Raw genomic sequence first — 22,559 nt, 5'->3', positions numbered from 1 at the left:
CTACCCAATGCGCAGCGCAGTGACAAATACCGACCCGACCCAAATCGCGCTCAACGCGCTTGTCTGGACGCTCGGCGACGAAGATCGCGCGCAACGCTTGCTCGATACGACCGGCCTCACCCCCGACGATCTGCGCGCCCGCGCGAGCGAATCCGCGGTCCTGTCGGCAGTGCTCGGTTTCCTCGAGAATTACGAACCCGACCTGCTCGCCTGCGCCGAGGGGATCGGCGAGCGGCCCGAAGCCATCGTCGCCGCGCGCGCCGCGCTCGATCCGGAGTATTACGAATGAAGGGCCTGCTGATCTGCGATTGCGACGAGGTGCTGCTGCACATGGTGCGGCACTTCGGCGTGTGGCTGCGCGAGACGCACGATATCGACTTCGCGCATGAGAGCGGCGATTTCGCGGCGATGACGCGCCGCGGCGGTGGCCCCAAGCCGACGCAGGAGGAAATGTGGGAACTCCTCCACGGCTTCTTCCCCGCCGAGATGGGCCGCCAGACGCTCGTGCCGCACGCGCGCGAAGCGCTCGCGGCCTTGTCGCACGTCGCCGACGTGGTGATCCTCACCAACCTCACCGACGCCAACCGCGAGCCCCGTATCGCGCAATTGCTCGGCCACGACATGCCGTACCGCGTCGAGACCAATCAGGGCGGCAAGGGCGACCCCGTCGCGCGGCTGGTCGCCGAGTTCGGCAATCCCGTGACGGTGTTCGTCGACGATCTCGCCGTGCATCACACCTCGGTCGCCAAGCATGCGCCTGATGTGTTCCGGCTCCACATGGTGTCGGAGCCAGATCTCGCCCCCCAGGTTGCACCCGCGCCCGACGCGCATGTGCGCATCGACGACTGGCAGGCGGCGCACGCCTGGATCGCCGATCGTTTCACCGCCGGCGTGCCGGCCACCGCCTCATCTGAAAGGACTTCTGCATGACCGACCGTATCGACCGCAAGCTCGCCGACCTCGGCCTGACGCTTCCAGCCCCCGCCGCGCCGGTCGCGTCCTATGTTCCCGCCGTCGACGCGCACGGGCTGCTGCATATCTCGGGGCAGTTGCCCTTCATCGATGGCACGCTGGTCACCGGCCGGCTCGGCGACGGCGTCGATCTCGAGGCCGGCCAGAAGGCAGCGCAGGCGTGCGGCCTGATGCTCGTCGCGCAGATCAAGGCGGCGCTCGGCGGGCTCCACCGCGTCGAGCGGATCGTCAAGCTCGGCGTGTTCGTCAATTCGACCGCCGATTTCACCGACCAGCCCAAGGTCGCCAATGGCGCGTCGGACCTGATGGTCGAGCTGTTCGGCGAAGCCGGCAAGCATGCGCGCAGCGCGGTCGGCGTCAGCGCGCTCCCGCTCGGCGCGGCGGTCGAAGTCGATGCGATTGTGCAGATCTCGACGCTGTAATCTTTATCCTCCCCCGCAAGGGGGAGGATTTCCTTCCTAGCCGTTCCTGCGGTGCGACGCCTGCGCGCGCAGCAGCGCGACTTCGACCGGGATCGTCCGCGCGATCGTCGCTGGCGTGAGGTCGTCGCGGGCGCTGCCGGGGAAGAGCACCGTCACGACGTCGCCCTGGATGCTCCCCATCGGATCGACGACGCGCACGCACACGCCCGCCGTGTTGCGTTTCGCGCACAGTTCGCGGCCGAGCGCGCGGTGCAGCGCGATCGATCCCTCGCCCAGTTTCTCGAACGGCCCGGTGTCGGCGACGATGACGGGCACGGTCACGCCGTCATGGACGACATAGCCGAAATCGCCCGCCTTGACCCCGGTCAGCGCGGTGAACTGCCCCTCGACGTCGGACGGCCCCTCCCACGGAATGACGACATAGGGGATGCGATCGGCATCGACCGGCACTTCGCCACCGCGCCCGTCAGGGAGCATCAGCGCGGTCGGGCATTGGTCCATGGCGCCATGCGCGGGGCTGCACGCAAAGGGCGAGCCGTCGAGATCGACCGCCAGTTTCGAGACATAGGCGATCGTCCCATCGGGCAGCCGGCGCAGCGCGGTCACCGCGTTGGGATCGTTGCGACAGCCGTGGACACGATGCCCGCGAAAGCGGTCCTTCGCGTCGCACAGCCCGAACTCCTGCCGGTACGCTTCGTCGAGCGACTGGCCGGCGGAGAGATCGACCGTGGCGGGCGCGCCGGCTGCTTGCGCTGCCGGCGGCGCGACGGTCGCGAGCAGACCGAGCAAAAGCGTACGCAGCATCATGCCTCGTCGCTCACGAATGCGCCGGGATAACGCTCGCCGGAGCGTGCGGATCCGGGATCGCCTCGAGTCGCGCATCGCCCGCGACGACGGCCTTGGGCACGCGCGGCATCGTCTCGAACGGCAAGCGCTTGTTGAGCGTCTGCGACCAGCGTTCGAGCCATTCGTTGCCGTCGGGCCCGACATAATGGTCGGCGGTGCGATACGCCGGATCGCGCATCGCCGCATCGAGCGTGATCGGTCGCAGCCGCGCATCGCGCAGGATCGCGGCGAGCGCGTCGATGCTCGCGGCGTTGAGGCGGCTGGCATGGAGCAGGAAGACGAAGCTCGGCTCGCGCCCAAACAGGGTGCGTGCAGCCTGCTTGTACCAGGCGACGATCTCGCGCGTGAAGGTCAGATATTGCTGCCGGACCCGCGCCGCCGCCGTCACATCGCCGCGCGCGATGGCAGCGTCGTACAGCGTGGCGAACTGCCAATCGCTATTCTCCATCGTCACCGGCGCGACGCGGTAGCCATGCTCGCCGAGCCAGCCCTCGAAGCGCGTGCGCACCGCCTGCGTCGTCCCGGTCTCGAGAAAGGGATAGCGGAACCAATGCTCGCGCCGTCCGCGTGCAGCGAGCAAGGGCGCGGTCACCGTTTCGTCGCGCGCGACGTCGGCAATATAGGTCTCGACCGGCGTCTTGGTGAGCGAAGGATGCGAATAGGTGTGGTTGCCGAGGTCCATCCCGGCATCGAGCCACGCCTCGAGCAAGGCGATCCGCGCGGGGCGGTCGGCGGCATCGAGCTGGATCTCGTTGACGAAGCCCGTCGCCTTCCAGTGGTTGCGCTGCATTCCCGCGAGCAAGCGGTCGGTGACGTCCTTGCCCTCGGCCGCGGTCCAGAAACGGCCGTAGACGGGCAGATCGTCGACGGTGATCGCGACCCCCGTGGCGTGGAGCGGCGCTGACGTCGCGGCCATCAGCGCGGCGACCGCGAGGCATCCGCTGCGCGCACGAGGCCGGAAAGCGCGCAAGGCGGAAAATACGCCCGAGAAACGAGGTTCGACCATGCGGATCCTGCTACGGCGGGAAAGATAACGCCGTATCGAGGACGATCAGCGTGGCAACGAAGGCGAATGTGGCGTCGGCGGCAAGCGAAACAAGCCCCCGCGAAATGAACCGAAAGGACGCGAGCGCGTAATGCGGGGGATGAGCAGGAAACAGCAACAGCGTAGCATACGGTCAATCCGCTGGGGTGCCACCGCAGCGCTGCTGCTCGCGGCGGGATGCAGCCGCTCAGTCCATTCCCCTGCCCCGCCGCGCGTCGACACCGCGCCCGACTTTCCGTTGCAGACGTCATCGATCGTGGTGCCGATCTCGGGCTCGCTCGACGATCTGCAGCGCGCACTCGAGACGCAGATTCCGCAGCGTTTGTGGCAAATCGACAAGCATCTCGATTCCTGTGTCGCGGCAAAGCGCGTCGATCTCGGCATCGCCAAGGTCAAGGTCGTCCCCAAGCTCGGCTGCCGGATCGTCGGCGACGTGCGGCGCGGCAAGCTCGTGCTCGGCGGGCGCGGCGATCAGTTGACGATCACCATGCCGATCCACGCGACGATCGCGGCAAAGAAGGTTGGCGGGGTGGTTTCGAAGACCGCGACGGGCGACGCGATCGTCCACGCCGTCGCGCGGCTGTCGGTCGTCGGCAATTGGACGCCGAGCGCCAAGGTGTCGATCGCCTATGACTGGACGACCCCGCCGGGGATCGATTTCCTCGGTCAGCGGATCGAATTCGCGAGCAAGGCCGATGCCCGGCTCAAGCCAGTGGTCGCCAAGCTCGAACAGACGCTCCCGCAGGAGCTCAACAAGCTCAAGCTGCGCGCCAGGCTCGCCAGCGCGTGGCAGCAGGGCTTCACCGCGATCCAGCTCAACCGCGAGCGTCCACCGGCGTGGATGCGGATCACGCCCAAGCAGCTCGGCGTCGGCGGCTACAGCATCGATCGGCGGACGCTCACGCTGACGCTGGCGGCCGACGCGCTGACCGAGACCTTTGTCGGCGATCGCCCGGCTGATCCGGTCGCGACCCCGCTGCCCCCGCCCGCGCGGAAGATCGGGCAGCGTGGGCTCAACTTCTTCATCCCGGTGCTCGCCGATTATGCGCAGCTCGAGCCGGTGGTCGAGCGCGCGTTGCGCAAGCGCGCGCAGAAGGGGATCACGCTCGCCGGGATCGGCCCGGTCGACGTCGAATTCGGCAAGGTCACGGTCTATGCGACGACCGGCGGGCACCTTGCGGTCGGCATCGTCGCCAAGGCCAAGGCGCGCCAGAACGCTTTGCTCGCGACCAAGGGGGAGGTGTGGCTGACCGCGATCCCGTACAACGTCCCCGGATCGCAGCTGGTGCGCGTCCGCGACGTGACGATCGCCACCGATACCGACAGCGAGATCACCAATCTGCTGATCGCGGTGTTCAAGGACGGGTCGATCCGCGAGAGCATCGCGCAAGGGCTCTCACACGATTTCGCGCCCGATTACGTCAAGGTGCTGACCGCTGCGCGCAAAGCGATCGGGTCACGCCGGGAAGGCGATTTCGTGCTGTCGGCCGACGTCACGCGCGTCGAGAACGGTACGCTGGCGGTGACCGGCAAGGGGCTGTTCATGCCGGTCCATGCGGTCGGCCAAGCCTCGATCGCCTATCGGCCACGCTGATCGGCCGCACGATCGCCTTGGGCGTCGAGCGCTGGGGTTCGACACGCTGGAGGATTGTGCAGTTCGAGCATCAGCCCGCCGCGCGAGACGTTCAGCACCGTCACGCCCACGCAGGACAGGCCATGCTTCAGCGGGGCCGGCACGTGCGTCGCCACGCGGTGGTCGCGCGTTTTCATTCCGCCCGGCGCTCCTGGATCCAGCCCTGATTGAGCGTGAACCCGCGGTTCCGAATGCCAGCCCCGGTGGTGGACAAGGGGTAGTTGCTCCACCGGGGCTGGTCTTCGCCGCAGTCCGGGATCAAGGGGATGTCCCGGGGCGGACCGGACACGGGTCGGTGGTGAACACCGCCGCTCCCGATTCCATTATAGCAAGGCCGCGCGCGATTCGGCGGCGCAGCACCAATTTTTGGAGACCGGCGCTCAGACCCATCGGCCGAGCGTCGCTGACACGATCGAATTGGGGCGGCGGCGTGCCACCGATGCGGTGGGTGGGCTGCGGCCTCAAGTCCCGATCCGCAGCCATCGCGTATCTGCGCGCGACGACGCTCGACCGGCTTCCGTGCGGCACCGAATGTTCCCCGCGAACGCCTCTTTTCTTTGGAGAGTTTCGCGCGTCGAGCGGCCGGCGTCGCGTTAGGAAAAATACCATAGTACCGCTTCGGCCAGTGGGTCGACCGCCACACCAGCCTGATGCTGCGCGACAGCGGCGAAGGCTGTCGACGACCGGCAGGACTGGGCGAGCCGCCACCTGACCGCACCGCTGCGCGCTGCGTCGGTCAGGTGAATCCGGCGCGCGTGGCGTCGAGCCAACCACCGGCATAGGCAATCCGGAGCGCCTCGGACAGGCTGTGGACATCGAGCTTGGCCATCAGGTTGGCGCGGTAGATTTCGACCGTGCGCGGACTGAGCCCAAGCTCGTAAGCGATGATCTTGTTGCGCTTGCCCGCGATCAGCCCGCGCAGCACATTGCTTTCCTGCGGCGACAGCCGCGCGAGGCGTTCGGCCGCATTCCGCGCCTTCTCGGCCGCCTGCACGATCTCCCCAGCCCGATCGAACGCCGCCTCGATCACGCTGAACAGCGCTTCGGGATCATAGGGTTTTTCGAGGAAATCGAGCGCACCGGCCTTCATCGCTTCGACCGCCGCAAGCGTGCTGCCCTTCCCGGTGAGCATGACGGGCACCATTTGCGGATATTGATCGGTCAGCAGCTTCACGACCTCGATGCCGTTGCGTCCCGGCATGCTATAGTCGAGCAGCACGACGCCAGGGTCGAGTTCCGCCACCCGGCGCAGAAAAGCGTCGCCCGATGTGAACCCCTGCACCACGATATCGAACCGCGCGGCGACCAAGGTCTGGAGCGACGCGCGCGTCGCATCGTCGTCATCGACAATATAACAGCTGCGCATCACGGGAGTTTCTCCTCACCGGTCAACCCTGCGCTTCATGTCCTCCCAGAGGATATCCAAGACGAAAGGAAAATCCGCGATCAACAGTCCAATATCTATATTTGTTAATTAGGTTAATAACTAAGGTATTACCTGTTTATATGATATCTATACTAGGCCAGCTCTTATGTTCGCGATGGCTTACAAAAGCTATGACATACATACAAAATCGACATCTCCGCCTGACTTGGCACCGCTTCGGTTCTGGTTGGTACGATCGTACGCAGCTTGCGCGGCACCGCGCACTACGCAGATTTCCGGATCTGCGTCGGATACCGCCCGCCTGCCCTATCGGATCTGTCGCGGCGACAGTGGATCGGCGCGTGGCGACAGATCCTGCTAGGCGGTTACGGGGCCGCGTCTATGGGTGGTGCGGGTCGGGGACCACGCGCCACACCAGAACGGGCGAACCCGCAAGCGGAATTGGCTGGAGCCAGTCGATCCGTTCGCCACGTTCGAGCCGTGCCCACAGCCCGTTGGGCGCGGCATGTTTGTACATTTCGGTTTCATTCTCACCAGGGCATGCCGCGAGATAGGCCGCGCCACTGGCAAGCACGCGACGATGCGCGGTTTCGGGCGTGCCCATGAACGTCGCAAGCACGGTGTGGAGCGCCGCGATGTTGCGATGATAGCCCGCCCCGACCGCGCTGTGCCGGGTCCAGGCCAACACATTGGGGGTCACGTCGATCGGCGCGAAAATTCGAGCGGGGGGCAATTGGGCGAGATCGGCCATCTCATGCCCGTGTGTGCATGCTGGCCGCAAAGGTCGTGGCGCGGCCGGTATGGCCTGCAACCCGAAGGCACCCCCCGCCCCCAGCAGCGCGACAAGGGCCAAGCCAGGGGTTGCCGCGACCAGCGAGCCCGCAGTTGCGAGCGTCCGAAGAATAAGCGATCGCACCCCGCGCGCGCGCGTCAACATCGCATGGAGCGCCCACGCCGCCCCCGGCAGCGCCAACGCGTTCGCGGTCGCACCCGAGCGCATCACCAGCAGCGACACCGCGAACGATCCCGCGGCGAGCGCCAGCAGCATCGTCCATTGCGCGCGCGCGCGGCCTTCGCTCGCGCGCCACGCGAACGCGCCGCCGATGAGCCCGACGATTGGAAAGCCAATCGTCATGAGCGCCGCGCCGGGCGTCTGCTGCCAGACCGGCAGCCCTTCCGAAACGTTATCGTACCAGAATTTGCGGACCAGCGGATCGAGCGCGGCGAACGGGCCAGCCAGACATTTGGGCGCGAGGATACCGAGCACTGCCAGGGCCGCTCCGCCCGCAACTGCCAACAGCGCCACGCGCGCCGCGCGCGACGCGCGCGGCACCATCATGGCAAGCGTGACGCCGAGCGTCGCGGTGCCAAGCCCGGCGATCCAGGCGGGCGAGATCGCGTCGCAAGCGGGTGCGAAGATCGCCGCGCCGCGCGTTGCGACGTGGAGCGCGGTTACCAAACCCGTCACCGCCCATACCGCGCCCAACGCTTGCGGGCGTCGCGTCGGGTCGAACGCCCAGGCAAGCACGACGACGCCAAGGATCGCGACGGTGATCGGCATTCCCTCGAGCGAGATCGTCAGCAAAACGGCGAGCGCGAGCCCGACCAGCGCGCCCGAGCGCGCTGTCGGCTTTGCCAACAACGCGGTGACCGCGAGCAAAGCAAAAACGACCTGCCACCCGTGATGGTCGATCCGCAGCGGACGGAGTTGATCGAGCAGCGGGACTGAAAGCGGTGCCAGCAGCACCGCCAGCTTGGCACGCTCGAGCCCGGCAACGCGCCGCGTCAGTTCCGCGCCGAGCGCCAGCACCGCGAGCAACGTCACCAGCGGCACCGCGACCAAAGCGATCCGGTTGGCGACCGCCGGGCCGAAGACCGGATCGAACACCAGCATGACCAGCGCCAGCGGCAGATCGACGAGCCGCGACCAGTGCATCGCGAAATGCCCGTCCCACAGGCGGTGCTGGCCGACATCCCACCAGCTCTGTCCATTCAGCCAGTCACGAACTTCCAGCAACCGCATCGCATCGTCGGGATCGGGAAACCACAGATGCGCGATTTGCCGCACCGAGACGAAGATTAGAACGCATGCGGCAATCGCCCAGCCGGTCAGGACCGAAGGCCAAAGCCGCTCGCGAGTCACGCCGCCAGCCGCTTGGGCACATGCCGCACACTGGAGAGCGCGGCCTGCTCGCTGTCGTGACCCGCCTCGTGATATTCGGCGTCTTCATTGACCGCCCAGATATCGTAGATCCGCTCGCCCGCCACGATGTTGCGCACCGTCAGCATCGCGGTCATCATGGCGTGATCCTGGTTGTTGTAGCGGTGCATGCCGTTGCGCCCGACGAGATGCAGCGTGTCGTAACGCGCCTCGAGCTCCGCGCGCATCGCATCGACATTCGCGCGATAGGCGTCGTCATAGACGGGATACGCCTTTTCCTGCCGCACGACCTCGCCGCCGACCACCGAGGCCGGATCGCATAGGCCGAGCGTGGCGAGTTCGTCGGTCGCGAGCGCAACCAGATCGGCGTCGCTCGACGACCAGATGCCGTCGCCCTCGAAGCAGAAATATTCGAGCCCAACGCAAGCGAGCGTCGGGTCGGGCACCATTTCGGGCGACCAGCTCCGGAAATTCTGGACCCGGCCGACCTTCACGCGGGGGTCGTGGACGTAAATCCAATTGTCGGGAAACAGATCGTCGGCCTTGATCATCAGCGCCACCGTCAGGAAGTCGCGATACCGCAAGTCGAGCGCGAGCGGCAGCGTCTCGGGCAGCGGATGGATCCGTCCGGCGAGTTCGCGCATCGGCGCCGACGAGATGACGTGGCCGGCGTTGAGCGTGCGGATCTCGCCGTCACGCTGCACCGCGACGCGCCAGCGGCCCGTCGCGGCGTCATGGCTGAGCTGGTGGAGCGATGTCGCCATTTCGACACGGTTGCCGCTTTCGACGACACGGTCGCGCGCGGCATCCCACATCATGCCTGGCCCCTGCCGCGGATAGCGGAAGGTCTCGAGCAAGGACTTCACCGCCATGCCGTCGTTGCGACGCTTGTTGAGACCGAGCGAGCGCTTGATCCCGTCGAGTACCGCACCGCCGAGGCTCAGCCCCTTGATGCGCTGCGCCGCCCAATCGGCCGACATTTCGCCGCACGGCATGCCCCACACCTTCTCGGTATAGGTCTTGAAAAAGATCGAATAGAGTTTGTGGCCGAACTGGTTGACCACCCACTGCTCGAACGACTTCACCTCTTTGTGCGGGCGCAGCTTCCAGCGCGCATAGCTCGCCATACACAGCGTCGAGCGCCAGATGCCGAGATTGCGCAGCGCCTCGAACGCGCGCAGCGGATAGCTGTAGAATTTGCCTTCGTAATAGATGCGGCTCATCCGCGGCCGCTCTATGAAATCGTCGGGGAGCAGCTCGTTCCACAGGTCGACGACTTCCTTCGACTTCGAGAAGAAGCGATGCCCGCCGATATCGAAGCGAAACCCGTCTTTCTCGACCGTCCGGCTGATTCCGCCGACATAGGTCGGATCCTTTTCGATCACCGTCACCGAATAGCCGAGCTTGGTGAGCTGATACGCGGCCGTCAGGCCGGCCGGGCCCGCACCGATGATGGCGACATCGACGGGCTGGTCGCGGTGCATGGAAATCCCTTCGAAGAGTGTCTTCGCCGGTCGGTTTGGCTGCGAAAGTCTAATGTGTGGTTAAAATTCGGTAAGATTCGGTTTTCTGCCTGGCACCCTGTCGTGGCGCGGCGGGTCGATCGAGCCGACTGCCAGGTTAGGCGAACAGGTCGTCGACGCTCAGCGATGGCGGCGCGAGCCCGTCGGCGACCGCATAGCGCAGCATCGTTTCCAGCACGTCGCGATTGCCCTCGACTCCATAGGTCCAGGGATCCGTGCCGAGCGCGCGGTGCGCCTGGTGGGCGAAGGAGGGCAGCCACGGCACCATGACCTTGGGGAAATCGCGCCAGTGCAAGTCCGCCGCGGCAATGCTGCGGGCTGCGTCAAAGGCCGCGAACACCGCTTCCGCCAAACCGGGGCGCGCGGCGATCAGACTGCGCCGGACGACCAGCACGTGCATGATCGGAAACAGCCGGCGGCTTTGCCAGAACAGCAGCTCCGCCGCCCGGGGATCGGGCCAGAGCCGATCGACCGGGCTGGCGGGATCGGCGAAGGCGCGGGGTGCGGTCGGGCTGATGACGGCGTCGATCGCGCCCGCGCGCAGCAGCGCATCGAGCGTCTCGGGCGAACGTTCGACGCGCAGCCCCGGCGGCAAGACGAGCGGCATCCGGTCCTCGAGCATCGGCGCGTGGAGGCCGCCGGTGATCCAGGTGATCGATTCGCGCGCGATGCCGTAATCGTCTGCAAGCAAGCCGCGCAGCCACAGCGCCGCGGTTTGCTGGAAATCGACGAGGCCGATCCGCTTGCCCGCCAGATCGGCGGGCGACGCGATCCCGCGGTCGGTCCGCACATACAGGTTCGAATGGCGGAAGCTGCGCGACAGGAACGCCGGCACCGCGCGATAGTCGCGCCGCCCCGCCGCGATCGCGGCGATGTGCGACCCCATCGAGAGCTCGGCGACGTCATAGGCCTGGTCGTGCAATACCTGCAGGAACAGCCGCTGCGGCTCGACGATCAGGAGATCGTGCGCCACGCCCTCGATCGCCACGCGACCATCGAGCAGCGCCTCGATCCGGTCGGAGAAGGTGCAGCCAATCGAGAGCGTCCGCTCCATCAGGCGAGCGTCACGTCGATCTGCTCGGCGCGCGTCAGGTTCGCGAGATCGCCCGCGCGGTCATGCTCGGTCGGGAAGCAGAAGGCGGCGCAGTCACTGCCCGCGACGTCCCAGAGCTCGGCACCATTGCCGCCCGACGCCGTCGCGACCCAGCGGGCGGCCCCCGAAAGGATCTGCGTCGCATAAGCGGTCCCCGCCGGGATATTGGCCGAATCGCCGCTGCCAAGCTGATAGGTCTCGCCGTCGAGCGTCAGCGCGACCTGGCCGTCGAGGATATAGAGAAACAGGTGCGTATCGGCGTGGCGCAGCGCCGGCATCGTCGCACCATGCCCGCCCTCGATGACGCGCATATCGATGAATCCCGCGCTTTCCTCGGTCGTGAGGACCGCGGTCGAGAGATGGCCGAGCAAAGTGCGGCGCGTGCCATAGCCTGCTTCGAGGAAATAGGATGCGGGCGTACCCGGCAACTGCTGATCGGCGGCGCCGACCGGGGTGGCCTCAGCATAGACCGGATTGTCGACGCGCATGATGCCGTGCTTGCCCATCGCCGGGCCCATCCGCGAGAAGTCGAACGGCTTGTCGGCGGGCGGCAGCCCGGTCATCCCCCACACTTCGCCCGCATCGGCGAAGAACTGCTCCCATCCGCCGGGGGCCACGACGCCGAAGAATTGCGTGCGCGGGGCGACGCTTTGATAGCTGTGCGTGCCGCCCGGTTTGACATAGGCGAAGTCGCCGGGGGTCAGCACGCGCGATTGATCGCCGCTCCACACCTGCAGCTTGCCGCGGACGCAGAACCAGGTGTCATGCTCGCGCTCGTGCCAGTGCATCGGGATCGGACCACGATCGAGCGGGGCGTCGCAGACCATCGCGCCGAAACCACCAGCAGTCTGCTCGATCCCGGCGAGCGTGCGCACGACCTGGCCCGCAACGAGATGCGACACGCCCTCGCCGGCGCGCAGGACATAGGGGGTGGCACCGGGCAGGGTTCGATTGAGCGTCATGGCGTTTCTCCTAAAGCAATCAGGCGAACGGAATGGCGAGCTGGGCCGCCTTGCATTCCGCGGTCTTGGGCGGGGCAATGCCCCATTGGTCGGATCGGCCGGGGGGCCAGGTCCAGTCCTCCGGGCTGCCGACGCGATAGCTCTCGTCGACCTGCAACACCTCGGCAGTGTATTCGATGACGAAGCCGAACGGATCGACGAAGTAGGTGAAGACGTTGTCGCCCGGCCCGTGCCGCCCCGGCCCCCAGCCGATCGGGAAGCTGCGGTCGATCATCTTGCCCGCCGCGAGCATCACGCCCTCCCAGCTCGGCATTTGGAAGGCGACATGGTTGAGTGTGTTGACCGGCGCGGTCGAGATGACGATCGTGTGATGATCGGCATTGGTGCGCACGAACCCCATCATCTTCGACCGATCGGTCAGCCCGAAGCCGAGCGCGTCGGTGAAGAAGGCAACGTCGCGGTCGACATCGTCGCTGTTGAAATTGACGTGCGACAGCCGCTCGGGACGCGCGGGATCATCGGGCAGCGCGGCGACCGGCGTGTCGCCCTGGACGATCCGGATCGCGCGGCCCATCGGGTCGCGCAGCGCCAGGACCGCGCCGCCGCCAGGCTCGTCGGCGGCGCGCGCCGCGTGCAGCAGCGTCGCGCCGTGCGCGAGCGCCGACTCGCAGAGCGCGGCAGGGTCGCTATCGTCGGCAAGCCGGAAGGTCATCGAACGGATGTCGGGTGCGTGGCCGGCGTGGAGCGCGACCACGTGCGAATCGGTTCCGGTCGCACGCAGCCATGCGCGCTCGCCGCTGCGATCGGCCAGGTCGAGCCCCCATACCGCAGTGTAGAAATCGATCGCGGCGGCGAGATCAGGCACCGTCAGATCGACGCTGCGCAGCCCGGTGATCGGGAAACGGGCCATGATCCTCTCTCCAGCCGCGGATGCGCGGTCGGTGTCGCTATGCGCGCCGATCGACATATCCGCAAATATGCATTGCCTAGAGATGCATAGTCTATGACTATAGCCTTGAACGGAGGCCATGATGATCGATTCCCGCGTCTTGCGCATGTTTCTGGCGATCGGCCGTGGCGGTTCGATCAGCGGGGCGGCGCGCGAGCTCAACATCTCGCAACCCTCGGTGTCGGTGGCGATCGCGCAATTGGAAAAGCAGCTCGGCACGGCCTTGTTCGTGCGGGGGCGGCGCGGGATCGTGCTGACCGATACGGGCACGGTGCTGATGCGCCGCGCCGAGATGATGGAGGCATTGCTGCGCGATACCGAGGAGTCGGTCGCGCTCGCCAGCAAGGGCGTCCGGGGGCCGCTGCGCGTCGGCGGGACGCCCGGCGCGCTGGTCAGCCTGCTGCCCGCCGCGATCAATCGCATGGCGCAAGCCGACCAGATGGCGCTGCATATCATCGAGCGGTCGGACGCGCAGCTCGCCGATCTGCTGCGGCGCGGCGCGATCGAGGTGGCGGTGGTGACGACCGGGATCGAGCCGCCGCCCGAGGATATCACCGAGATCAGTATCGCGCGCGATCCTTTCACGCTGATCGTCGGGAAGGCGCATGACGCGCTGGGGCCGACGGTGTCGCTCCGCGAGATGAGCGCGATGGGGTGGGTGCTGCCGCTGCCGGGCGGCGCATTCCGGCGGCAGATCGATGCGCTGTTCCTCGCCGCCGAAGTGCCCTTGCCGCTCGACGTGATCTATTGCGATTCGCTGCTGACCTCGATGGCGATCGTGCGCGGCGGCGCGCGCGTCACGATGCTGCCGCGCGGCGTGGCGCGCGCCGAACTGTCGATGGGCGTGCTGCGCGCGGTGCCGGTGACCGACGCGAAGGTGACGCGCAGCATCGGGATCAGGACGCTCCGCAATCGCGCGCTGTCCGACCTGGGCGCACAGTTGGTAAAGGCGATCACCGCCGTCCTGGCATAGTCCCAACCTATGCTATTCGCAAAATCCAATATTTTACAAAGGGGCTAGGAAGCACGCATTGGGGCGCTCGGTGTCATCAGAACACCGCGAGAGGATCCCGATCGATGCGCTGCTACTGCCCGTATTTGTCCCCCGAGACCATCCGATGACAGTGCCGCCGGCCTATGATCTGGTGATCGTCGGCTGCGGTCCGGTCGGCGCGCTCGCGGCGAACCTCGCGGCGCAGGCGGGACTGGCGACCCTGGTGATCGATCGTGACTCGGCGCCCCACATATTGCCGCGGGCGGTGCATCTCGACCACGAAATGATGCGCCTGTTCCAGGGCGTCGGCCTGGCGGATGCGATCGCGCCAACCATGCGCGAGACCGAGGGACATCTGCATATCGGCGCCGATCACGGCGTGATCCGCTATATGGGGACGGCGGGGCGCCCCAAGCCGTTTGGCTGGGCGAACGATTACTTCTTCTATCAGCCCGAGCTCGAAGCGCTGCTGCGCGACGGCTTCGTGCAAGCCCCGACGGTAACCGTGTCGCTCGACACGACACTCGACGGCTTTGTCCAAGACGATGCCGGGGTCAGTGTTAAGCTGGGCCGCAACGGCACGACCGACACGGTCCGCGCGCGCTGGGTAATCGCGTGCGACGGCGCGCGCAGCGATACGCGCAAGGCGCTGGGCATCGCGCTCGACGATCTCGATTTCGAGGAATCGTGGCTCGTCGTCGATGCGCACGTCGACCAGCCGGTGCGCTTTCCCGACCTCTGGGGCGTCCCCGAAGCGGCGAACCTTCAGCAATTGTCGGTGATGATGTGCGACCCGCAGCGCCCGGCGACGATCGTGCCCGGACGCGGCAATATCCGCCGCTGGGAATTCATGCTGCTGCCGGGCGAGGACGACGCCGCGATGATGCAGCCCGACGCGGTGGCGGCGCTGCTCAAGCCGTATCTCGACGGCGTGCCCTACGACCTGATCCGCGCCACGACGTACCGCTTCCACGGGCTGATCGCTGAGCGGTGGCGCGACGGACGCGTGTTCCTGGCGGGCGACGCCGCGCATCAGACCCCGCCCTTTTTCGGGCAGGGCATGTGTCACGGGATGCGCGATGTCGCAAACCTGATCTGGAAGCTCGCGCTGGTCGAACAGGGCGATGCCGATGCGGCATTGCTCGACACCTATCAGGTCGAACGCGATCCGCACGTGCGCAGCGTCGTCAGCGCGGCGGTCGCGGCGGGGCGCTATATCTGCGAACTCGACCCCGAACGGGCCGCCGAGCGCGATGCCGCGATGCGCGCGCAGCACGCTGGCACATCCGGTCGTACCGCGGCGGATCTCATCCCGGCCTATACCTCCGGGGCAATCGCGGCTGGAACGCGCGGTGCCGGTGAGCGCTTCATCCAGCCGTGGATTGGCGGCGACGCGACGATCCTCGACACCGTGACCGGCGGTGGCTGGCGGCTGTTCGCGATCGATGCGGCGGCAACAGCGGATGTTTTGGCGTCGCCAAGCCTCGCCGCGCTGTCCGCGCTCGATCTGACGATCGTCGATGCGGCGGCGCTCGACGACGGGGGTGTTGTCGGGCGCTGGCTCAAGCTTCGCGGCGCGCGCTTCGTGCTGGTCCGCCCTGATTTTTATGTGTTCGGCGTCGCGAACGAGGATCTCGCTGCGCTGCTGATGCAGGCGCGGACCGCCCTCCATTTGCACGCGCCAAAACCGCAATCCGGCGCGGCTGAGCTTTCCGCAGCGGTCTCGGCCCCTGCTCGAGGAGTACGTTAATGCCTTATGTCAGCTTCCGCCGCGTCGATGGCACGACCAGCTATGGCCGGATCGATCATGCGACGATCCACGATGCCGGTGCGGTTGCGGGCGCGCCGGTCGATTTGAAGGCCGCGATCGCGGCGGGTCCGCTGTCGGCCCTTGCGGATGGCCCGGCCATTGCCGCGGCAGACGTATTGCTGCTGCCCGTTATCCCCAATCCGGGTAAGATCCTGTGCGTCGGGCATAATTACGAGAGCCACCGGGTCGAGACGGGTCGCGCCAAGGTCGACAATCCGTCGATCTTCACGCGGTTCGCCGATACGCTAATCGCCGACGGCCAGCCGATCGTGCGGCCGCTCGTGTCCGGCCATCTCGATTTCGAGGGCGAACTCGCGATCGTCATCGGTCGCGGCGGGCGTGCCATCGCCGAGCAGGATGCGATGGCGCATGTCGCGGGCTATGCCTGTTTCAACGACGCGTCGATCCGCGATTGGCAATGGCACACGTCGCAATTCATCCCGGGCAAGAACTTCCCTGGCACTGGCGCCTTCGGCCCGCAACTGGTGACGCCGCAGGAAGCGGGCGATCTGTCCGGCGTGCATGTCACGACGCGGCTCAACGGCGAAATCGTGCAGGACCAGCCGATCGGCGACATGGTGTTCCCGATCGCCAAGATCATTGCCTATGTCTCGGCATTCACCCCGCTCTCGCCGGGGGATGTGATCGCGACGGGCACGCCCGGCGGCGTCGGTGCCAAGCGCACGCCGCCCTTGTGGATGAAGGCGGGCGACCGCGTCGAAGTCGCGATCGGCCCGGTCGGAACGCTCACCAATCATGTGGTCGATGAGGATGTCGCCCACTGAGCCGTGCGTAAAAAACCAATAACAACAACAACAAAATCAGGAGAGGTCATCATGAACCGCACGCTTGCCGTCGCACTCGCATCCGCCAGCTGGCTGGCTGTCCCCACCATCGCCACGGCGCAGGACAGCGCAGCTTCGGCGTCGCCGCCCGCGGCGACCGTGGCCGAGCAAACCGGCGCCGATATCGTCGTCACCGCGCAGCGTCGGCGCGAACGTGTGGTCGACGTGCCGATTTCGATCACGGTTGCCGATCAGAAGCAGCTCGAGCGCCAGCAGGTCAACACGCTCAACGATCTCAACCGCATCGCGCCCTCGCTCGAGATCCAGCAGGCACCCGGGCAGAATACCGGTGGCGGCGGCGCGATCCGCGGGATCGGGACGCAGACCTTCTCGGCCGGCGCAGTTGCGTCGGTCGGCGTGGTGGTCGATCAGGTGAGCCAGGGCAACGCCAATATCGGTGATCTGTTCGACGTCGCGCGGATCGAAGTGCTCAAGGGGCCGCAGGGAACGCTGTTCGGCCTCACCACATCGGCCGGCGTCATCAACGTCAGTACCAACGCGCCCGATCCGACCCGGCTCAGCGCGCGCGTGCGGACCGAGCTTTCGAACGACGGCACCGCCGGATCGAAGTTCGGCAATCAGGTCGTGCAGGGTGTCGTCAACGTGCCGCTCGCGTCGAACGCTGCGATCCGCGTGTCGGGGCTGCTCAACCAGCGGCAGGGCATCAATCGCAACGCGCTGACCGGCGACCTCAACAACGTCGATCGCTTCGGCTTTCGCGGGCGGTTGCTGTGGACGCCGAGCGACGCGCTCACGGTCAACGTGATTGGCGACTATACCAAGTCGCGCCTTGAGAATGGCGGCGACTTCTTCACCTTCGTCCGCGCCGGCGGGCCGGGGCCATTCTTCGGCGGCGGCGGGTTCGATCCGGTCGGCATCACCGCACGGCTTGCCAGCTGTGGCGTGACGGTGGGCGAAGGCAATCAGAACTACTGCGCCGCGCGGCCGCGGCTCAGTCGCAATTACAATTTCGGCGGTTCGCTCCAGCTCGATTACGATGCGGGTCCGCTCACCTTGACATCGATCACCGCCTATCGCGTGAACAAGGAGCGCGGCGACGTCACCTCGATCTTCCGCGGCGATCCGCTCGAATTGCAGGTCGAAAACGGCGCGACGCATCGCAATATCGACCTGTTCACGCAGGAATTCCGCGCCAGTTCGCCATCGGGCAACCGGCTGGAATATACGGTCGGCGCCTTCTACTCGCACCAGAAGCAGACCCGGACGCCCGAATCGCTGAGTGTCACGCTCATCCCCGCGCCCAATGTCGCGATCCCGATCGCGCGATCGATCGGTGCCTATGACACGATCGTCGATGAATCGCTCGCCGCGTTCGGGCAGGCGACCTTCCACGTGACGCCGGCCTTCCGGCTGATCGGCGGCGGGCGCATCACCAGCGCCAAGCTGTCGCTCGATCGCAACAATCTGGACCTGGCGACGAACCGGATTCAAGCGCAGCGGTTGAGCACGGAAAAGATCTCGTATCGCTTCGGCGCGCAATACGATCTGCTCAAGAACGCGATGGTCTATGCAACCGCCTCGCGCGGCTTCAAGGGCGGGCAGATCGCGACGCCGGCGGCACCGCTGTCGCCCTACATCGTGCGTCCCGAGATCCCGATGGCGTATGAAGCTGGGCTCAAGGCGACGCTGTTCCGTGGTCTGGTTGCCGATATCAACCTGTTCTACACCAAGGTGACGGACTTCCAGGCGCAGCAGTGCACCACGGTTGCTTCGACTGCCGCCTTGTCGTGCGTTCAGACCAATATCGACGGCGTCAAGACGCGCGGTGCCGAGATCAACTTCTTCGGGCGCGTGAACCGGAACCTGTCGCTCAACACCGGCTTCATCTACGCCAAGGCGACCTATCCGACCAAGTACCTCGGCACCGACGGGACGCAGATCGGCGGGACGCAGCTCGCTTATGCGCCAAAGTACAAGTTCACGCTGTCTGGCGAATATCAGCAGCCGGTGACGACGCGGCTCAACGCGTTCCTGGCGGCCGACACGGTGTGGAAGTCGCGGATCCGCTACGAAGCCAATTCGCGCCCAGAATCGACCTTCCGCCCGCATTGGACGGTCGGCGGGCGGATCGGCCTGCGCACCGAGGACGAGCGCTATCAGATCGCGGTGTTCGCGCGGAACCTGTTCGACGTGCATGAGCCGTCGCTGTACCAGAGCGACTTCCCGTACAACGGTGCGGCCAATGTCGGCGCGATCTATGGTCCACAGTCCTTCCGCCAGGTCGGACTGAGCCTGGACGCGAAGTTCTGAGGATCGCCAGCGGCGGATCGGTTAATGATCCGCCGCTGCGGTCGACGATCCTGTCCGGCCGTTTCGGCGGCGGGCAACCGGGCGAAGGCCCATGTGCTGCCGCGAGGGAATATCTGGTGATCGATCGTAGAACCCTCCTCGCGGCGGCGTCCGCCATGCTAGCCGCCCCGGTGGTCGCGCAGCCGCGCCGCAGCGACGGCTTTCCCGCGGATTTCCTGTGGGGCGCGGCGACCGCCGGGCATCAGATCGAGGGCAATGACACCAACAGCGATTTCTGGCTGCTGGAAAACATCAAGCCGACGATCTTTGCCGAGCCGGTCGGGGATGCGTGCAACAGCCTCGAGCTGTGGACGCGGGATCTCGATCTGGCCAAGGCGATCGGCCTCAACAGCTATCGCTTCAGCATCGAGTGGTCGCGGATCGAGCCGGTCGCGGGTCAGTTTTCGATCGCGCTGCTCGATCATTACAAGGCGATCATCGCGGGGTGCCACGCGCGCGGGTTGCAGCCGGTGGTGACGTTCAGCCACTGGGCGGTGCCGATCTGGTTCGCCGCGCGCGGCGGCTGGACCAACCCCGAATCTCCGCAGCTGTTCGCGCGCTATTGCGATCGCGCGGCGCGGCATTTGGGCGACGGGATTGCGCGCGCGGTGACGCTCAACGAACCGAACGGTCTGCTGATCGCCGCAGCCATGGTGCCGCCACAAGCGATCATGGCGCAGCAGCCGATGCTGGCGGAAGCGGCGCGCGTGACCGGATCGCAGCGCTTCGTCGGCGGTCCGGCGTTCGGCTCGGCGCGCGAGACCTTGCCCAATTTGATCAAAGCGCACCGGGCTGGGTTCGCCGCGATCAAGGCCGCGCGGACGACGCTGCCCGTCGGCTTCTCGTTGGCGATCGTCGATGAACAGGCCGTTGGCGAAACCGCCCTGCGCGATGCCAAGCGGCAGGAATTCTACGGGCCGTGGCTCGAGACCGCACGGCAGGACGATTTCGTCGGCATCCAGAACTATTCACGCAATCAGTGGGATGCCACGGGCCTCGTCGCGCTACCCGCGACGGCGAAACGCGATCAGATCGGAAACGAGACCTATCCCGCCTCGCTCGCCAATTGCGCGCGCTATGTCCACGCCGCGACCGGCAGGCCGATCTTCGTCACCGAACATGGCATCGCGACCGAGGACGATCGCGACCGGGTCGCGCTGATCCCGGCGGCGCTCGCCGAGTTGAAGCGCGCGATCGACGAGGGCGTGCCGGTGATCGGCTATCTCCATTGGTCGCTCATCGACAATTTCGAATGGGTGTCGGGATATCGCCCGAAATACGGCCTCGCCACCGTCGATCGCACCACGTTCCGCCGCGTGCCCAAGCCGAGCGCCGCCGTGCTCGGCGCGATCGCGCGGCGCAACGCCTTGTGAGCACGCAGCCATGACTCGACAATCGGATTCCCTCCGCGCCGCGATCACCGCGCTCGGCCGAACGCTCGGCCCGACGACATTGGCGCAGGTTCAGGATCTGTTTCGCGCCGAGCAGGATGCGTATCGCACCGCCCAGCCGGCAAGCGCGTGCGATCTCGCTTATGGCGACGATCCCCGTCAGCAGCTCGATCTCTACGCGCCCCCCGCGTCGGCGACGGGCGTCCCGGTCGTGCTGTGGGTCCATGGCGGCGGCTTCGTGCGCGGCGAGAAGAGCAGCCCGGATCATCCGTTCAACGCGCATGTCGGGCGCTGGGCGGCGCGCTCGGGAATGCTCGGCGCGGTGATGAACTATCGCCTTGCGCCCGAAGCCGTCTGGCCTGCGGGCGGGGAGGATGTCGGCGCGGCGATCGACTGGTTGCGGGCGAATGCCGCCGACCATGGCGGTGATCCCGACCGAATCGTCGTCATCGGCACGTCGGCGGGCGCGGTGCATGTCGCGACGCATCTGCGCTTGCGCGCCGCCGATCCCGGCGTGCGCGGCGCTGTGCTATTGTCCGGGCTTTACGGCTACACGCCGCTCGAGGAGCGCGACATGCTCTATTACGGCCCGGCCGATACTTATCCCGCGCGCCACCCGCGCGATGCGATGGTCGAGACCGGCGTGCCGCTGCTGATCGCGTGCGCCGAGTTCGACCCGGCCCGCTTTCAGACCGAGACGATCGCCGTGTTGGCGGCGCGGCTCGCGCGGTACGGGCATCTGCCGCGCAGCCATATCGCAGCGGGCCACAATCACTTCAGTCTCGCCTGCCATATCGGCGGTGCGGACACGCGGATGACCGACGAGATCCGCGCCTTCATCGCCGACGTCGCGGCACCACAGCAGGAGTCCCTATGACCATCGATCGCCGTACGCTGCTCGCCGCCGGTGGTGCGCTCCTCGCCGCCCCGGCGTTGGCTCGCCGCGCGGACCCGGGCGTCACCGCACGCGCTTTTCCCAAAGGCTTTCTCTGGGGTGCCGCGACTGCGGGGCATCAGGTGGAGGGCAACAACACCAACAGCGACCAGTGGGTGCTGGAGAATGTCGAGCCGGCGCTCGGCCCACCATCGGGCGATGCCGACAACAGCTTCGAGCTGTGGCGCACCGATCTCGACCTAGTGAAGAGCCTTGGCCTCAACAGCTATCGCTTCAGCCTGGAATGGCCACGGATCGAGCCAGGGCCCGGCCTGTTCTCGATCGCGATGCTCGATCATTACAAGGCGATGATCGACGGTTGTCGCGCGCGCGGGCTGACCCCGGTGGTGACCTTCAACCATTACACCACGCCGCGCTGGTTCGCGGCGCAGGGCGGCTGGACGAACGCGCAGGCTCCGGCGTTGTTTGCGCGCTTCTGCGAGCGGGCGGCGCGCCATCTGGCGGGGGGAATCGGCTATGCGATGACGTTCAACGAACCCAATATCGCCAGCATGCTGCCGATCGTCCTGCCACCGGCCTTTTTCGGCCTGCTCAAGGCGAATCTGGCGGCCGCGGCGCGCGCGACCGGGTCGGCCAAGTTCGTCGTGGCCAATACCGTGCTGCCCGAGGATGTACCGGCGGTGACGCGCAACATGCTCGCCGGCCACAAGGCCGGGCGCGACGCGATCAAGGGCGTCCGGCCTGATCTGCCGGTCGGCATCAGCCTTGCGCTTGCCGATGACCAAGCGGTCGGCCCCAACAGTTTGCGCGATGCCAAGCGCGCCGAACTCTACGGCGTCTGGCTCGAATCGGCCAAGGGCGACGATTTTCTCGGCGTCCAGAATTACGAGCGGTCGGTGTGGAATTCGACCGGCAAGCTGCCGCCACCGCCCGGCGCGACGCTCAACTTCCGCGGGGCGGAGGTGTATGCGCCCTCGCTCGCGGGCGCGGTGCGCTATGCGCATGAAGCAACGGGCAAGCCGATCCTGGTCAGCGAACACGGCGTCGGCACCGATGACGACCGCATTCGCAGCGCGCTGATCGCCGGCGCGCTCCCCGAATTGAAGCGCGCGATCGACGATGGCGTGCCGGTGCTCGGCTATATCCACTGGTCGCTGCTCGACAATTACGAATGGGGTGCCGGGTTCGACCATGGCTTCGGGCTGGCGAAGGTCGATCGCACCACCTTCAAGCGGACGCCAAAGCCGAGCGCTACCGTGCTCGGCGCCTTCGCGCGGCGCAACGCGCTGTGAGGCGGCGTGCGGCGGTCGAGGCGCGGCGC

General features: G+C 66.7%; 20 protein-coding genes. 11 read left to right on the top strand and 9 right to left on the bottom strand.

Annotated features, from left to right (window positions below):
- The first annotated feature begins 19 nt into the window (after positions 1–19).
- The 3 genes from ACP7C5_RS00680 to ACP7C5_RS00670 are packed head-to-tail and all read left to right on the top strand — an operon-like array spanning position 20 to position 1,394.
- The gene (locus ACP7C5_RS00680; RefSeq protein ID WP_426262843.1) at positions 20–289 is read left to right on the top strand and encodes a DUF3572 domain-containing protein; all 270 of its coding nucleotides are present in this window, start codon (positions 20–22) and stop codon (positions 287–289) included.
- Positions 286–930: an HAD family hydrolase gene (locus ACP7C5_RS00675; protein WP_322160816.1), complete on the top strand. Its 645-nt coding sequence runs from the start codon at positions 286–288 to the stop codon at positions 928–930. The genes ACP7C5_RS00680 and ACP7C5_RS00675 overlap by 4 nt, the downstream gene beginning before the upstream one ends.
- Positions 927–1,394 (top strand): RidA family protein, encoded by a 468-nt coding sequence (locus ACP7C5_RS00670; RefSeq protein WP_010183131.1) that lies wholly within the window; start codon positions 927–929, stop codon positions 1,392–1,394. The genes ACP7C5_RS00675 and ACP7C5_RS00670 overlap by 4 nt, the downstream gene beginning before the upstream one ends.
- 36 nt (positions 1,395–1,430) lie before the next feature.
- Here ACP7C5_RS00670 and ACP7C5_RS00665 read toward each other — a convergent pair whose 3' ends face one another.
- A complete protein-coding gene (locus tag ACP7C5_RS00665; RefSeq protein WP_426262842.1) occupies positions 1,431–2,198 on the bottom strand; it encodes a hypothetical protein in 768 nt (255 codons plus the stop codon).
- Positions 2,199–2,211: 13 nt separating this feature from the next.
- Positions 2,212–3,246 (bottom strand): polysaccharide deacetylase family protein, encoded by a 1,035-nt coding sequence (locus ACP7C5_RS00660; RefSeq protein WP_426262841.1) that lies wholly within the window; start codon positions 3,244–3,246, stop codon positions 2,212–2,214.
- A gap of 139 nt (positions 3,247–3,385) precedes the next feature.
- Here ACP7C5_RS00660 and ACP7C5_RS00655 point away from each other — a divergent pair, with 139 nt between their 5' ends.
- A complete protein-coding gene (locus tag ACP7C5_RS00655; protein ID WP_426262840.1) occupies positions 3,386–4,879 on the top strand; it encodes a DUF4403 family protein in 1,494 nt (497 codons plus the stop codon).
- On the opposite strand, the gene ACP7C5_RS00650 is transcribed toward ACP7C5_RS00655, so the two are convergent.
- The 7 genes from ACP7C5_RS00650 to ACP7C5_RS00620 all read right to left on the bottom strand — a co-directional run bounded on the left by ACP7C5_RS00650 (position 4,864) and on the right by ACP7C5_RS00620 (position 12,954).
- Entirely contained in the window at positions 4,864–5,055 is a 192-nt protein-coding gene (locus tag ACP7C5_RS00650; protein WP_426262839.1) for a hypothetical protein, read from the bottom strand. The two genes, ACP7C5_RS00655 and ACP7C5_RS00650, sit on opposite strands and share 16 nt — an antisense overlap.
- A gap of 599 nt (positions 5,056–5,654) precedes the next feature.
- Entirely contained in the window at positions 5,655–6,284 is a 630-nt protein-coding gene (locus ACP7C5_RS00645) for a response regulator transcription factor (protein ID WP_426263368.1), read from the bottom strand.
- A 400-nt stretch (positions 6,285–6,684) separates the two neighbouring features.
- A complete protein-coding gene (locus ACP7C5_RS00640; protein ID WP_426262838.1) occupies positions 6,685–8,448 on the bottom strand; it encodes a hypothetical protein in 1,764 nt (587 codons plus the stop codon).
- Positions 8,445–9,950, bottom strand: a complete 1,506-nt coding sequence (locus ACP7C5_RS00635) for an NAD(P)/FAD-dependent oxidoreductase (protein ID WP_426262837.1) — start codon at positions 9,948–9,950, stop codon at positions 8,445–8,447. Before ACP7C5_RS00635 ends, ACP7C5_RS00640 begins: the two co-directional genes overlap by 4 nt.
- A gap of 136 nt (positions 9,951–10,086) precedes the next feature.
- Positions 10,087–11,043, bottom strand: a complete 957-nt coding sequence (locus ACP7C5_RS00630) for an ABC transporter substrate-binding protein (protein WP_426262836.1) — start codon at positions 11,041–11,043, stop codon at positions 10,087–10,089.
- The gene (locus ACP7C5_RS00625; protein WP_426262835.1) at positions 11,043–12,044 is read right to left on the bottom strand and encodes a cupin domain-containing protein; all 1,002 of its coding nucleotides are present in this window, start codon (positions 12,042–12,044) and stop codon (positions 11,043–11,045) included. Before ACP7C5_RS00625 ends, ACP7C5_RS00630 begins: the two co-directional genes overlap by 1 nt.
- Positions 12,045–12,063: 19 nt before the next feature.
- Positions 12,064–12,954 (bottom strand): VOC family protein, encoded by an 891-nt coding sequence (locus tag ACP7C5_RS00620; RefSeq protein ID WP_426262834.1) that lies wholly within the window; start codon positions 12,952–12,954, stop codon positions 12,064–12,066.
- A gap of 121 nt (positions 12,955–13,075) precedes the next feature.
- On the opposite strand from ACP7C5_RS00620, the gene ACP7C5_RS00615 reads away from it, so the two are divergent.
- From ACP7C5_RS00615 to ACP7C5_RS00585, 7 genes are all read left to right on the top strand, one after another.
- Complete coding sequence (locus tag ACP7C5_RS00615) at positions 13,076–13,966, top strand: LysR family transcriptional regulator (protein ID WP_426262833.1); 891 nt, start codon at positions 13,076–13,078, stop codon at positions 13,964–13,966.
- A gap of 145 nt (positions 13,967–14,111) precedes the next feature.
- Positions 14,112–15,737 carry a bifunctional 3-(3-hydroxy-phenyl)propionate/3-hydroxycinnamic acid hydroxylase gene (locus tag ACP7C5_RS00610; RefSeq protein ID WP_426262832.1) on the top strand — a complete coding sequence of 542 codons (1,626 nt, stop codon included), beginning with the start codon at positions 14,112–14,114 and terminating at the stop codon, positions 15,735–15,737.
- Entirely contained in the window at positions 15,737–16,582 is an 846-nt protein-coding gene (locus ACP7C5_RS00605) for a fumarylacetoacetate hydrolase family protein (RefSeq protein WP_426262831.1), read from the top strand. Before ACP7C5_RS00610 ends, ACP7C5_RS00605 begins: the two co-directional genes overlap by 1 nt.
- A gap of 51 nt (positions 16,583–16,633) precedes the next feature.
- Complete coding sequence (locus ACP7C5_RS00600) at positions 16,634–18,913, top strand: TonB-dependent receptor (protein WP_426262830.1); 2,280 nt, start codon at positions 16,634–16,636, stop codon at positions 18,911–18,913.
- Positions 18,914–19,029: 116 nt separating this feature from the next.
- The gene (locus ACP7C5_RS00595; RefSeq protein ID WP_426262829.1) at positions 19,030–20,325 is read left to right on the top strand and encodes a family 1 glycosylhydrolase; all 1,296 of its coding nucleotides are present in this window, start codon (positions 19,030–19,032) and stop codon (positions 20,323–20,325) included.
- 10 nt (positions 20,326–20,335) lie between these two features.
- Positions 20,336–21,220: an alpha/beta hydrolase gene (locus tag ACP7C5_RS00590; RefSeq protein WP_426262828.1), complete on the top strand. Its 885-nt coding sequence runs from the start codon at positions 20,336–20,338 to the stop codon at positions 21,218–21,220.
- On the top strand, positions 21,217–22,530 hold the full coding sequence (locus ACP7C5_RS00585; protein ID WP_189677044.1) for a glycoside hydrolase family 1 protein: 1,314 nt from the start codon (positions 21,217–21,219) through the stop codon (positions 22,528–22,530). The genes ACP7C5_RS00590 and ACP7C5_RS00585 overlap by 4 nt, the downstream gene beginning before the upstream one ends.
- Positions 22,531–22,559: the final 29 nt, after the last annotated feature.

It is taken from the genome of Sphingomonas sp. PWP1-2, assembly GCF_049898305.1.
Classification (GTDB): Bacteria; Pseudomonadota; Alphaproteobacteria; order Sphingomonadales; family Sphingomonadaceae; genus Sphingomonas; species Sphingomonas glacialis.
The sequence above is the reverse complement of the archived record's forward strand: the minus strand, read 5'-3'. Positions and strand labels throughout refer to the sequence as shown.

Bases quoted from the DNA above. Each gene is read 5' to 3' on its own strand.
- ACP7C5_RS00590 (WP_426262828.1), top strand. From the start codon at position 20,336: ATGACTCGACAATCGGATTCCCTCCGCGCCGCGATCACCGCGCTCGGC.
- ACP7C5_RS00585 (WP_189677044.1), top strand. From the start codon at position 21,217: ATGACCATCGATCGCCGTACGCTGCTCGCCGCCGGTGGTGCGCTCCTC.
- ACP7C5_RS00610 (WP_426262832.1), top strand. From the start codon at position 14,112: ATGACAGTGCCGCCGGCCTATGATCTGGTGATCGTCGGCTGCGGTCCG.
- ACP7C5_RS00655 (WP_426262840.1), top strand. From the start codon at position 3,386: ATGAGCAGGAAACAGCAACAGCGTAGCATACGGTCAATCCGCTGGGGT.
- ACP7C5_RS00630 (WP_426262836.1), bottom strand. From the start codon at position 11,043: ATGGAGCGGACGCTCTCGATTGGCTGCACCTTCTCCGACCGGATCGAG.
- ACP7C5_RS00605 (WP_426262831.1), top strand. From the start codon at position 15,737: ATGCCTTATGTCAGCTTCCGCCGCGTCGATGGCACGACCAGCTATGGC.
- ACP7C5_RS00620 (WP_426262834.1), bottom strand. From the start codon at position 12,954: ATGGCCCGTTTCCCGATCACCGGGCTGCGCAGCGTCGATCTGACGGTG.
- ACP7C5_RS00635 (WP_426262837.1), bottom strand. From the start codon at position 9,950: ATGCACCGCGACCAGCCCGTCGATGTCGCCATCATCGGTGCGGGCCCG.
- ACP7C5_RS00670 (WP_010183131.1), top strand. From the start codon at position 927: ATGACCGACCGTATCGACCGCAAGCTCGCCGACCTCGGCCTGACGCTT.
- ACP7C5_RS00650 (WP_426262839.1), bottom strand. From the start codon at position 5,055: ATGAAAACGCGCGACCACCGCGTGGCGACGCACGTGCCGGCCCCGCTG.
- ACP7C5_RS00660 (WP_426262841.1), bottom strand. From the start codon at position 3,246: ATGGTCGAACCTCGTTTCTCGGGCGTATTTTCCGCCTTGCGCGCTTTC.
- ACP7C5_RS00665 (WP_426262842.1), bottom strand. From the start codon at position 2,198: ATGCTGCGTACGCTTTTGCTCGGTCTGCTCGCGACCGTCGCGCCGCCG.
- ACP7C5_RS00675 (WP_322160816.1), top strand. From the start codon at position 286: ATGAAGGGCCTGCTGATCTGCGATTGCGACGAGGTGCTGCTGCACATG.
- ACP7C5_RS00615 (WP_426262833.1), top strand. From the start codon at position 13,076: ATGATCGATTCCCGCGTCTTGCGCATGTTTCTGGCGATCGGCCGTGGC.
- ACP7C5_RS00645 (WP_426263368.1), bottom strand. From the start codon at position 6,284: ATGCGCAGCTGTTATATTGTCGATGACGACGATGCGACGCGCGCGTCG.
- ACP7C5_RS00600 (WP_426262830.1), top strand. From the start codon at position 16,634: ATGAACCGCACGCTTGCCGTCGCACTCGCATCCGCCAGCTGGCTGGCT.
- ACP7C5_RS00625 (WP_426262835.1), bottom strand. From the start codon at position 12,044: ATGACGCTCAATCGAACCCTGCCCGGTGCCACCCCCTATGTCCTGCGC.